This window comes from Niallia sp. FSL W8-0951, assembly GCF_038006525.1.
In the GTDB taxonomy this organism is placed as follows: domain Bacteria; phylum Bacillota; class Bacilli; order Bacillales; family Cytobacillaceae; genus Niallia; species Niallia circulans.
The window spans coordinates 3774097-3786731 of record NZ_JBBOVK010000001.1; the positions used below are offsets into that span (position 1 = coordinate 3774097).

Consider the following 12635-nt stretch of genomic DNA (forward strand, 5'->3'; position numbering starts at 1 on the left):
TAGACATATTTATGTGATGTTTTTCACAAAGTTTAAGTGTATAATCACTATATAAACAGTAATAACATTTTACAAAAGAAAGAACTCTAAGATATTATGGAGAAAAGTAACAACACAGTAAATGATTAACGAATTTGTTCTCCATTTAGCAATAAATAGCTTTAAAACTATTAATCTATTTAGAAAAAGGGAGTTGCAAAAAAAATGAAACAGCAAAATATTAACCGCGTCGTTTTAATTGGTACAGGTGCTGTAGGATGCAGCTATGCTTATTCATTAATTAATCAAGGCATTACAGAAGAACTCGTTTTGATTGATGTCAACAAAGAAAGAGCTGAAGGGGAAGCAATGGATTTAAATCATGGTATCCCATTTGCCCCAGCACCAACGAAAGTCTGGGCTGGCGACTATTCAGACTGTGGAGAAGCTGATTTAATTGTCATTACTGCCGGTCTACCTCAAAAACCAGGAGAAACTCGTTTAGACTTAGTTGCCAAAAATACAGCTATTTTTAAAAGTATTGTGAAAGAAATTACTGCTAGCGGTTTTGATGGAATTTATTTAATTGCGACAAACCCTGTTGATATTCTGACTTACGTGGTTTGGAAAGAGTCTGGTCTTCCGAAGGAACGCGTAATCGGTTCTGGAACCACATTAGATTCTGCCCGTTTCCGCTATATGCTAGGTGAGTATTTCGACGTTGATACACGAAACATCCATGCTGCTATTATCGGTGAGCATGGAGATACGGAACTGCCTGTATGGAGCAGTACAACGATTGGATTAGAAAGCATTGAAACAAAGCTTGCTAAAAATGATAAATACTCTCAAAAAGACTTAGATGAGCTTTTCATTAACGTTCGCGATGCAGCTTATCATATTATTGAACGAAAAGGTGCCACTTATTATGGAATCGGCATGTCACTTGTCCGCATTACAAAAGCTATTCTTGGCAATGAGAACTCTATTTTACCAGTATCTGCATACCTAGATGGGGAATATGGTCATAAAGACATCTATATTGGTGTACCTGCCATTATTAACCGCCAAGGAATCCGTGAAGTACTGGAGCTAGAATTAAATGAAAAAGAAACAGAACAATTTAATCATTCTGTCGAAGTTTTACAACAAACAATGAGATCAGCTCTAAATTAATAAGTGATAAAAGCCTATTGCTGCTGTCGTAATAGGCTTTTTGCTGCATTTTATAAATTCAGCTAGTTTAGCAATATCTTCTATTAGTCTACAACTATTAAATCTGTTCATCGATAAAATTCAGCGGTTCATATCCATATTCTCTTAAATTAAGCGATCCGTTTTGCTGAAATACAATTCCCTCTGCTTCTAGCAATCTTCTTTGAAGCTGGCCATGTTCACCGCTTAATCCAATACAGCCTTTACTATTAAGCACTCTATGCCAAGGAAGTTGGTATTTTTCTGATAAGGTATGAAGAACTCTAACAACTTGTCTTGCTGCCCGAGGGCTTCCAGCCACAGCAGCTATTTGTCCATAGGTCATTACTTTTCCTTCTGGAATATCTGTAATAATCTCCACTGCTTTTTTTGTAAAAGGGTTCATCATCTATCCTCCTATATTTACTACTATTCTAACAAAATTCTTTTCCACTTAAAAAGCGTATCTGTCATTTATGATAGAGCAAGAGAGAAATAGATGAAATGTTGATTCAACCGGGAGATTCTTCAAGAAATAAAAAAAGAACTGTTATTCCAGTGAATAACCAGTTCTTCCAAATCTACTATTAATGCCCACCCAAATAAGCCTGCTTTAATTCATCACTTTCCTGTAATTCTTGTGCAGATCCTGATAAAACCACTTTTCCTGTTTCAATGACATATCCTCTATGTGCAATCGATAATGCCATATGAGCATTTTGCTCCACTAATAAAACCGTCGTTCCTTCTTCATTAATTTCTTGAATAACCTGAAAGATGGTACGAACAATAATCGGTGCTAATCCCATGGAGGGTTCATCTAAAAGAAGCAATTTCGGTTTTGCCATTATAGCTCTTCCCATTGCCAGCATTTGTTGTTCTCCACCAGATAAAGTACCAGCTAATTGTTTTTTTCTTTCAAATAACCGCGGAAAAATCTCATAAACCTTTTGTAAATTCTTCTGAATTTCCTGTTTATCTTTTCGTAAAAAGGCACCTAGTTCAAGATTTTCCTCCACAGTCATATTAGAAAAAACACGTCTTCCCTCTGGAACATGTGACATACCTGCCTTTACAATCGATTGTGCAGGCTTTCCTGCAATAGACTTGCCTAAATATTCTATAGAACCCTTTTTGGGCTTGATAAGACCGGATAATGTCTTTAATAATGTACTTTTCCCCGCACCATTCGCACCAATAAGCGTTACTATTTCTCCTTCCTTAATATCAAGCGTTACTCCTTTTAATGCCTGAATATTTCCATAGTATACATTTAGATCCTTTATATGAAGCATTATTCAGCAACCTCCTCTCCTAAATAAGCTTCGATTACTTTTGGATGATTTCTAATCACTTCAGGTGTTCCCTCTGCAATTAATTGCCCATGATCCAAAACATAAATCCGCTCACAAATCCCCATAACAAGAGGCATATCATGCTCTATAAGTAAAATGGTCAGCTGAAACTTTTTGCGAATAAAGGCAATCAATTCCATCAGTTCATGTGTTTCCTGAGGATTCATCCCTGCAGCAGGTTCATCCAATAGCAACAATTTAGGACCCGCCGCTAAAGCTCTTGCTATCTCTAAACGGCGCTGCTGACCGTACGGGAGATTTTTCGCTTTTTCCTTCATATAACGGTCGAGTTGAAAAATCTTAAGAAACTCTATTGATTTTTCCTCCATCTCCTTCTCCCCTTTAAAGTGGGAAGGGAACCGCAAAATACTGCTTAGCATAGAGTGCTTAGCCAAAGAATGGTAAGCTACCTTTACATTATCTAAAACAGATAGTTCTTCAAATAAACGTATATTTTGAAAGGTTCTACTAATCCCTCTACGTGTTACCTGAAAAGGCTGCAACCCCTTTAAACTTTTTCCGTCAAAAAGAATTTCTCCTTCTGTTGGCGCATATACACCAGTTAACATGTTGAAGGTAGTCGTTTTCCCCGCTCCATTCGGACCTATTAGTCCAATTAACTCTCCTTGATTGAGCTCTACATCAATCGCGGACACTGCTTTTAAGCCTCCAAAAGAAATACCTACATTTTTCATTTGCAATAAAGGTTCCTGCTTAGTCATTGGAATTACCTCCTTTGCGTTTAAACAAATCTGTAATTTCCTTTGTTCCCATTAATCCTTTTGGACGATAGAGCATGACGATTACTAAAACAAGGCTATATATAATCATTCTCGTTTCTGGATAATCTTGAAGATAAGTAGAAATAATGGTCAAGAAGCTTGCTGCAATAACAGATCCTGATAAACTCCCTAATCCTCCAAGGACCACGTAAATCAAAATATCAAAGGACTTTAAAAATCCAAAGTTAGTTGGGTTAATAATATAAAAGTTATGAGCTTGAAGCGCACCGGCTACCCCAGCGAATAAAGACCCTAGTGCAAAAGCGGCAACCTTATAATAAGTTGTGTTAATTCCCATTGCATCTGCCGCAATTTCATTTTCCCTAATTGCAATGGCTGCACGGCCATGTCTTGAATTAGTAAAATTAACAATGACTAGAATAGTAATAAATAAACAAATAAACGTACTTGTCCAAGTAGTCAAATGAGTAATCTGCATTCCCGCTGCCCCACCGACATAATCGATATTTAAGAAGAAAATCCGAATAATTTCTGCAAATCCTAATGTGGCAATGGCTAAATAATCGCCTCTTAATCGCAAGGTTGGAATTCCAACTAACAGTCCAGCTAGTGCGGCAACAATTCCACCAGCTAAAATAGCAATTGGAAAAGGCATTTGAAACTTCATCGTTGCAATTGCTGATACGTATGCCCCTACCGCCAAAAAGCCAGCATGACCAATTGAAAATTGTCCGGTAATTCCTATGACAAGATGCAAGCTAACTGCCAGCATAATATTGATAGCCATTAAAATAATCATATTGCTGTATAAAGTGTCAATCCAGCCGCCAGTCATCAGGAACTGAATTACGCCGTAAATAAGTGCGGACAGTATAAGGAATATCCAAAAAGCTTTTGATTTTTTCATCCTTCCAGTCACCTACACTTTCTCTTTTGTATTCTTACCAAGAATACCTGATGGTTTAAAGATAAGAATCAAAATTAAAATAATAAAAGCCGCAGCATCTCTCCATAAAGAAAAACCTAAAGCACTAACAACCGTCTCAACTACCCCTAAGATAAGTCCGCCAATCATCGCTCCTGGAATAATTCCTATTCCCCCTAAAACAGCTGCAACGAATGCCTTTAATCCTGGAATAACTCCCATTAGTGGTTCAATTTTTGTGTAATAAGCGCCGAAAATAACGCCTGCTGCTCCCGCTAAAGCAGAACCAATGGCAAAAGTAGCGGAAATAGTCCGGTCTACATTAATCCCCATTAATCTTGCAGCGTCTATATCATGAGAAACCGCCCGCATTGCTTTTCCTGTCTTCGTTTTATGAACGATAAATTGCAAAATCAACATTAATCCAACCGACGTTCCTAAAATAATTAGGGACTTACTTGTAATTTGTGCACCAAACACATCAAATGTCTTTGTTGGCAAAACGCTTGGATAGGTTTCTAAGCCCGCACCTCTAAAATAAATAAAAACATACTCGATTAATAAAGAAACCCCGATTGCTGTAATTAGGGCAGCGATTCTTGTCGCATTTCTCAACCGTTTATATGCAATTCTTTCAATGATAATCCCAAAGATAGCACAAGCAATCATGGAAACAATCAAAGCTGGAAAAAAACTAAGTCCCCAACCAGTAATAGCATAAAAGCCAATAAATGCTCCAACCATAAATACATCGCCATGAGCAAAGTTAATAAGTTTAATGATTCCATATACCATCGTATATCCTAAGGCGATAAGAGCATATATACTTCCCAAGGAAATGCCGTTAACTAGCTGTTGTATCCATTCCATCTATTTATTCACTCCCTTTTGCTAAGCATGCGTCAATGCAATAACTTTTCACATAGCCTACTGCTAATTAATTCTTATAAAAAACGTTTTTGTTCATACTCTCTATCTCTATCATTCTTTTATCTCTAATTTTCTTTCCATGGAAAATAGGGAGGCTCTCCCTCCCCATCCACCAAGTCTTATTTTGGATCAACCTTTGTTTTAAATACTTGTTTTCCATCTTGATATTCTAAAACTGTTGCTGATTTGATTGGGTTATGATTTTCATCGATTGTCACTATCCCAGTGATCAACGATAAATCTTTTGTTTTTGCCAATTCTTCTTTAATCTTATCCGAATCAGTACTTCCTGCTCTTTCAGCAGCATCTTTTAATAGATAAACAGAATCATAACCTAAAGCATTAAATGCATCTGGGCTTTTTCCGTATTCGTCCTTAAATGCTGAAACAAACTTTTGAATTTTCTCATCTGGATCTTCCGAAGAATAGTGGTTTGTAATAAACGTATTATTTAAGTTCTTTGCTCCTGCTAAATCAATTAATTTTGGAGAATCCCAGCCATCAGCACCCATAAAAGGAGCTGTTATACCCATTTCGCGCGCTTGCTTAATAATTAAGCCAACTTCTTCATAATAGCCAGGAATAAACACAAACTCTGGATTCTTCCCTTTAATTCTCGTTAATGTCGCGCTAAAATCTGTATCTTTTGCAACATAAGATTCTTCTGATACTATTTTTCCACCAGCAGCTGTAAATGTCTCTTTAAATGCTGCAGCTAATCCTTTTGCATAATCACTTGCACTATCAGCATAAATGGCAGCATTTTTGATTTTCAAATCATTAATAGCAAAATTTGCAGCCACATTTCCTTGGAAAGGATCAATAAAGGATGTACGGAATGCATACTCATTTAGCTTTCCATCCTCATTAACCGTAACGTTTGGTGCTGTACCCGATGGAGTTAATAAGACTGTTTGCTTATCATTGGCTATTTGCACTTGTGCTACTGTATCACCACTCGTAGCCGCACCTATAATTGCTGAAACCTTATCTTGGTCGATTAGCTTCAATGCACCATTAGTTGCCTCCGTTAAATCAGATTTATTATCTACCTTAACAGGAACTATTTTCTTGCCATCTATTCCACCATCTGCATTAATCTCTTTAATAGCTAAATCAATACCGCTTTCTAATGATTGTCCATATGATGCAACAGCTCCAGAAAGCTCCAGATTTACTCCAACCTTAAATTCATCCTCTTTTGATGCATTTTTACCACCAGCACTACACCCAGCCAATATTCCAGCAGCCAATGTAGAAGCTGTTATTAAAAGACTTAATTTTTTCTTCATACTAATTCTCCTCTTTTTACTTTGTTTGATTATTCTGACAATAGGAAGAAAATGACACTACATATTAAATATAAGTGCTTACCGAATCATAATTTGACTAGTCAGACTATTCGAATCATTTTTATATTGCGAAATTAATCATAACGAACTAGACAAAAATAATCAATACCCGACAAACTTCACCATAATGTTATATTTTATAACATTTAAAGAAATAAATTTCAAATTTTTTCTAACAATTCTATTAGGAATAAAATAAATCATCTTCTTTTTGTTAGTTTTTTTACCATAATAATTTGGTTTCCATGTACACTTAACAATTCATCAATATTCACCATGAATATAAGTTACTTTTTCTTACACAAATGCGACTTTCCACCCTGAAAATTTATTCATAAATTTTTTAAATTTTTTAATATAACTCATTTTTTTCTTATTTTAGGGAATATACAGTATTAATAAGGCATAGAAAGGAGTACGATGTATGAAAAAATTTCTATTTTCTTCACTCTTTATCTTTTCACTTATTGCAAGCGGCTGCTCCAATGGATCAGCCGAAAGTCAATCAAATCTGTCGACAGCGGAGAAAGCAGACGCAGCTGGACAAGCTAAAGCTAATACGGAAAAGGAACAAAATATGGAGAAATCCCCATCAAACAATGAACAGATGAAAGAAATTCGCTCTATGCTCAAGATGCAAGATAATAAATTACCGATGAAATTTCCGATTACTGATTCTGAATATATGGGAGCTAAAATTAATAAAAATGAAACAGACCAATATTCTATATCATTCTATCGAACGCAAGAACCTGTCTCCATCAATGATAAATCTTTAGATACAAATGATAATTTGCTTGCTACTTTTAAAGCAGAAACATCCCATGATAAAAACAAACAAGAGAAGCTTTTTCCCGAGGTTTCATTAGATTCAATACCAGATGAAATGAAGGTAGATTTGGGACATCAAATTACTGGAATGAAGGAAGGAGCAGCGGGAAGTTCGTATTTACTTTGGAAAGAGGGACGATGGGTGTTACAAATTAAATCAATTTCTGCTGATAAGTTAGACACTACTGATATCGCAAGAAAAATGGTGGACTTTTTGGAGGAAAATGCTCTGCCCGTCCCACAGGAAAATGGAAGAATAGAAGTAAATTATCCGGAAAATGCTGATAAAGTAGAGTATATGGCGAGATGGGAAGAAGGAAATATTGTTTATACTATAGAAACGGGAGAAGTACCAATAAATGCTTTAATGATGACTGTCTCAACAGAATAATTCGTATTACTTTTAGTGAAAATCACTGGGTTCCAGTCAAAGCTTGATGCTTTTCAGCCAAAATTGAGAAATCAGCCAAAGCTCGCTACTTTTCCCATCTAACAAAAAAGATCTATTGGATAAGCGGAAATCCGTCTTCTCCAATAGATCTTTTGTCTATGCAATAAAAATGTGGACCAAGTAGCGATCAATTGAAATCAAGCTCGTATTTTCATTACTGAACAATCATCGCATTGAATCATATTTTTTATTAATTCTTTATTCTTCTCTTCAAATAGTTCATTATGTGAAGAGACCATTGCGCTATTACTTGCCTCTGGCTGAATATATAATTTAGCTTTATTGACTGCATTTGCTGCGTCTTGAAAAGCACCGGCAATTAAATGGACTTTACCTTCATGCTTTAGAATATCTCCAGCAGCAAATATTCCTGGCACAGATGTCTCACTATTAGCATTACCTGCTATGTAGAAATCTTCAAGCATGTCAATTTTTAATTTACTATTTTTTAAAAGCGACGAATCCATTTCATAGCCATGATTGATAACTACTTCATCTACTTTTAAAGTCTTTACCTCTTCTGATTGTGTATTCGTTAATTCAACAGAATCAATACGATCATGATTTTCATTCGCAATCAGTTTAGTAATAGAGGTATGGAACAAACACTCTACATTGCTTTCTAGCAATTCTCTCGCTTTTGCCTCATGACCAGCAAGTGTATCTTTTCTACATGTTAAATACACCTTCTTAGCTATCGGCTCTAGTTCAAGAGCCCAATCCACGGCAGAGTTTCCGCCTCCAGAAAGAACAACTACTTTATCTCTAAAATGCATTAAGGATTTTACCGTATAGTTTAGGTTTGCCACTTCGAATCTTTCGGCACCTTCAATTTTTAATTTTTGCGGAGTGACGATTCCGCTTCCTACCGCCACAATGACTGTTTTGGAATAATGAACTTCTCCTGAGTCTGTTTCCAGCAAGAAAATTCCTTCCTCATTTTTGGAGATAGAATGAATCTTCGTATTTGTCACTACTTCTGGGTTAAAGGTCAGTCCCTGTTGGACAAGCTGTTCTCTCAACCTTTCCCCTGGCATTGGAGTGATGCCGCCAACATCCCAGATCATTTTCTCTGGATATAAATGCAGCTTTCCGCCTAACTGTGGTAAAAATTCAATAACTTTTGTCTTCATTTCTCTAAGCCCACTATAAAAAGCAGAATATAGACCTGCTGGCCCGCCGCCAATTATCGTCACATCGAATAGTTCTGTATGATCCATTAACCCGCTCACTCCTATATTGAAAGTTTTATACTATCTATATATGATTAACTCATTCAGTTTATTAGTTAAATTGATTATCATTCTCATTTACATACTACCTTGTTTTTGGAATTTTTTCAATCCTATCTAGTAACTTTTAAACAACATTTTGTGAAATAAAACAATCTCTTTACTTAGAATATAGAACTAACTGCCAGTTTTAGATCGTACTTGCTTTTTATAAACTAAAAGTCAGAATCTAGAGTTATTTAGTGAATAAGGTAGTATTTATAAGTATTCAGTATATTTAATTTAATCAGAAAAAACTTTACGAACGATATAAACAGGATATGCTATATTTTCACGTTTGCACTGCCTATTATTTGTTTTATATAATAAGAAGGACTCTACAGGAGAAGGATATGGATAAGTCCCATTGCCATACTGGGAGTAACAACAAGCAAGTAATACTATATCAAACTAATTTTTACCCAAAGTTCCACTAAATGTATTGCCATAATACTGGTTTAATTCCCACTATTCCTCTAAAAATAATCAGTTTTATTTTTTATTTCCTATTTATTTATCCATATTCGGAAATTCTCCTAAATAAAAAAGAAGGAGAAGTGATTAATGCCTAAAATTGAAATTAAAAATCTTACAAAAATATTTGGGGGAAACCCAAAAGAAGGGCTGAAAAGACTACAGGCTGGCGAAGATAAAACAAAAATACTGAAAGAAACTGGAATGACAATTGGTGTTGATAATGCCTCTTTCCAAGTAAAACAAGGAGAATTCTTTGTCATAATGGGATTATCCGGCAGTGGAAAATCTACTCTTATACGTCTTATTAACCGACTGATTGAGCCAACTTCAGGTGAAGTGCTAATTGACGGGAAAAACATTACTACCATGAATAAAAAGGAACTTATTGATATACGACGTAAAAAGCTCAGCATGGTTTTTCAGAATTTTGCGTTATTTCCAAATCGAACTGTGCAAGAAAATGTTGAATATGGTTTAGAAATCCAAGGACATCCGAAGAGTGATCGTTCAAAAAAGGCTATTAAAGCCATTCATGATGTTGGCCTAAAAGGCTATGAGGCAAGTTTCCCTCATCAACTTAGCGGCGGGATGCAGCAACGGGTAGGTCTTGCTAGAGCATTAGCAAATGATAGCGATATTCTTCTAATGGATGAAGCATTCAGTGCCTTAGATCCACTTATTCGCAAAGAAATGCAAGATGAACTTATCCGTTTACAAAACAAGCTAGGAAAAACAATTATTTTTATCACTCACGACTTAGATGAGGCTCTTAAGCTCGGTGATCGTATTGCCATCATGAAAAATGGCTCGATTGTACAGTTAGGGACAGCTGAAGAAATTTTGGAAAATCCAGCGAATGACTATGTATCGACATTTGTAGAAGATGTTGATCGTTCGAAAGTGTTAGTTGCTGGTCAAATTATGAAACAGCCCGATCTTATTACCACTTGGAAAGATGGTCCAAGGATGGCCGTAAGAAAAATGGAAGAAGCCGGTCTATCCAGTATCTTCGTAGTAGATAAGGATAAACAGCTAAAAGGCATTCTTACTATTGATGCTGCCATTAATGCCTATAAGGAAAATAAGTGGGTTGAAGACGTATTAGAACACGACTTCCATTCTACTACATACGATACCCCATTAAATGATTTAATTGGAGTTGCGGCAGAATCAAAATTCCCTATTGCCGTTACAGAAAATAATAGATTGTTAGGAATCATCGTTCGAGTCTCTATATTGTCTGGACTAATTCTCGGAAAAGAACAAAAGGAGGCTATCATATGAACTACTTCTTCTTTCCATTAGAAAAATGGACAAATCAATTTGTAGACAATTGGCTGCTGCCGGTTTTAGGTGACTTTTTCAACTCCTTCAGCGGAGTGTTAAGCATACTTATAAATGCTGTCACCAATTTATTCACCTTTATCCCTGCTGAAGTAATAGCAATCCTTTTAGCACTTTTAGCTTGGCGCCTTGCGGGAAAAGGAATAGCTCTTTTTACCATTATTGGTGCTCTTTACTTAAGTTCGGTAGGTCTATGGACAGGTGCTATGCAAACTCTATCTATTGTTATTGTAGCAACCTTTTTCTCCATTGTTGTTGGGGTTCCCTTAGGAATATTCACTGCTAAAAATCGAACATTGGATCATATTATCCGACCATTACTTGATTTCATGCAAACACTACCTAGTTTTGTGTATTTAATCCCTGCTATTCTACTCTTTGGTTTAGGAGAAGTTCCAGCTGTTATCTCTACCTTCGTTTTCGCTACTCCACCAGCAGTCCGTATGACAAGCTTGGCCATTAAACAAGTTCCCGCTGATATCGTAGAAGCTGCTAAAGCTTTTGGTTCTACTTCTTGGCAGCTGCTCGTAAAAGTTCAGTTACCTAATGCTATTCCAACCATTATGGCTGGAATTAACCAAACTATTATGTTGGCATTATCCATGGCTGTTATTGCATCTATGATTGGTTCTCCTGGACTAGGAAGCACTGTTTTATCCGGTATCTCTAGTGTAAATGTTGGATTAGGTCTTACCGGTGGACTTGGGATTGTTGTTCTCGCCATCATCCTGGATCGAATAACGCAGGGATTAGGAAAAAAAGCATAAAAACAAACAATCTACCAAATTAACAGGAGAAAGGAAGTATACGAATTTATGAAAAAATTAAAACTTAGCTTTTTGATGTTATTACTATTCACTCTTTTAATTGGCTGTTCCTCCCAAAACCAAAATACAGGAGGTAGCGAGTCAGGAGATTCTAAAACTGTTACTTTCGGTGTTACTCCTTGGACTAGTACCATCCCGCCAACAAAAGTTGCTAAACTATTATTAGAAGATATGGGCTATACGGTTAAGGAGAAAAATGCAGATGCAGGCGGCGTTTATACAGGACTTTCCCGCGGTGACTTAGATGTATTTATGGATGCTTGGCTGCCTGATATGCATGCAAATTATATGAATCGATACAAAAATCAATTAGAAGACTTAGCAGTCAGCTATAAAGAAGGGGAGCTTGGCTGGGTCATTCCCTCTAACATAGAGGGCATTGACAGTATCGAAGATTTAAAAGGAAAAGAAGATCTCTTTGGCGGAAAAGTGTACGGTATTGAAGAAGGTGCCGGAATGACCGTCACTTCTAAGGAAATGATTGAAGAATATGGATTAGATTTAGAATATGTTGCTTCTAGTGAAGGTGGCATGCTGGCACAAGCCTCTAAGTTTATCAAAAGTGGCGATCCTGTCCTTTTCTTAGGATGGCGTCCACATCCAATGTTTGTTGATTATGATTTAAAAGTATTGGAAGATCCAAAAGGTTTCTTTAAGACATCAGAAGTTCACGTAGTTGTAAATAATGGTCTAAAGGAAAAATCCCCTGAGGTTCATGAATTCCTAAGCAACTGGAGCATGCCTGTTGAAGATATTGAAGAAATGATTGTTAAAATCGAAGATGGCGCTGATGAGGAAGAAGTTGCACAGGAATGGATCGATAATAATCAAGATAAGGTGAAAGCTATGTTAGGGAAATAAATGAAGAAGCGGTTGGGACACAAGTATTCCAACCAATATAAGCCCTGGACAATTATATGGAGATTCTTATGCGATCTTCATATAATTGTCCAGGG

The 12635-nt window shown here is 36.3% G+C and carries 12 protein-coding genes; 5 read left to right on the forward strand and 7 right to left on the reverse strand.

Annotated elements, in window-relative coordinates:
- Nucleotides 1–204: 204 nt before the first annotated feature.
- Nucleotides 205–1155, forward strand: a complete 951-nt coding sequence (locus NSS71_RS18410) for an L-lactate dehydrogenase (RefSeq protein ID WP_061797281.1) — start codon at nt 205–207, stop codon at nt 1153–1155.
- A 97-nt stretch (nt 1156–1252) separates the two neighbouring features.
- Here NSS71_RS18410 and NSS71_RS18415 read toward each other — a convergent pair whose 3' ends face one another.
- From NSS71_RS18415 to NSS71_RS18440, 6 genes are all read right to left on the reverse strand, one after another.
- Nucleotides 1253–1579: an MGMT family protein gene (locus tag NSS71_RS18415; RefSeq protein ID WP_047940870.1), complete on the reverse strand. Its 327-nt coding sequence runs from the start codon at nt 1577–1579 to the stop codon at nt 1253–1255.
- A 181-nt stretch (nt 1580–1760) separates the two neighbouring features.
- Nucleotides 1761–2468 carry an ABC transporter ATP-binding protein gene (locus NSS71_RS18420; protein WP_061796971.1) on the reverse strand — a complete coding sequence of 236 codons (708 nt, stop codon included), beginning with the start codon at nt 2466–2468 and terminating at the stop codon, nt 1761–1763.
- Complete coding sequence (locus NSS71_RS18425; protein WP_047940872.1) at nt 2468–3250, reverse strand: ABC transporter ATP-binding protein; 783 nt, start codon at nt 3248–3250, stop codon at nt 2468–2470. Before NSS71_RS18425 ends, NSS71_RS18420 begins: the two co-directional genes overlap by 1 nt.
- Complete coding sequence (locus tag NSS71_RS18430) at nt 3243–4178, reverse strand: branched-chain amino acid ABC transporter permease (protein WP_047940873.1); 936 nt, start codon at nt 4176–4178, stop codon at nt 3243–3245. The genes NSS71_RS18425 and NSS71_RS18430 overlap by 8 nt, the downstream gene beginning before the upstream one ends.
- 12 nt (nt 4179–4190) lie before the next feature.
- Nucleotides 4191–5066: a branched-chain amino acid ABC transporter permease gene (locus NSS71_RS18435; RefSeq protein WP_047940874.1), complete on the reverse strand. Its 876-nt coding sequence runs from the start codon at nt 5064–5066 to the stop codon at nt 4191–4193.
- Between the two features lie 179 nt (nt 5067–5245).
- The gene (locus tag NSS71_RS18440) at nt 5246–6418 is read right to left on the reverse strand and encodes an ABC transporter substrate-binding protein (protein WP_047940875.1); all 1173 of its coding nucleotides are present in this window, start codon (nt 6416–6418) and stop codon (nt 5246–5248) included.
- A 484-nt stretch (nt 6419–6902) separates the two neighbouring features.
- Here NSS71_RS18440 and NSS71_RS18445 point away from each other — a divergent pair, with 484 nt between their 5' ends.
- On the forward strand, nt 6903–7700 hold the full coding sequence (locus tag NSS71_RS18445) for a hypothetical protein (RefSeq protein WP_341151902.1): 798 nt from the start codon (nt 6903–6905) through the stop codon (nt 7698–7700).
- A 197-nt stretch (nt 7701–7897) separates the two neighbouring features.
- On the opposite strand, the gene NSS71_RS18450 is transcribed toward NSS71_RS18445, so the two are convergent.
- Entirely contained in the window at nt 7898–8980 is a 1083-nt protein-coding gene (locus NSS71_RS18450) for an NAD(P)/FAD-dependent oxidoreductase (protein ID WP_061796976.1), read from the reverse strand.
- A 615-nt stretch (nt 8981–9595) separates the two neighbouring features.
- Between NSS71_RS18450 and NSS71_RS18455 the strand changes: the two genes are divergently transcribed.
- Genes NSS71_RS18455 through NSS71_RS18465 form a run of 3 tightly spaced genes read left to right on the forward strand, consistent with a single transcriptional unit; the run spans nt 9596 to nt 12540 of the window.
- On the forward strand, nt 9596–10792 hold the full coding sequence (locus NSS71_RS18455) for a quaternary amine ABC transporter ATP-binding protein (RefSeq protein ID WP_061796978.1): 1197 nt from the start codon (nt 9596–9598) through the stop codon (nt 10790–10792).
- Entirely contained in the window at nt 10789–11619 is an 831-nt protein-coding gene (locus tag NSS71_RS18460; RefSeq protein ID WP_341151903.1) for an ABC transporter permease, read from the forward strand. The genes NSS71_RS18455 and NSS71_RS18460 overlap by 4 nt, the downstream gene beginning before the upstream one ends.
- Nucleotides 11620–11667: 48 nt before the next feature.
- Entirely contained in the window at nt 11668–12540 is an 873-nt protein-coding gene (locus NSS71_RS18465; RefSeq protein WP_095258276.1) for a glycine betaine ABC transporter substrate-binding protein, read from the forward strand.
- Nucleotides 12541–12635: the final 95 nt, after the last annotated feature.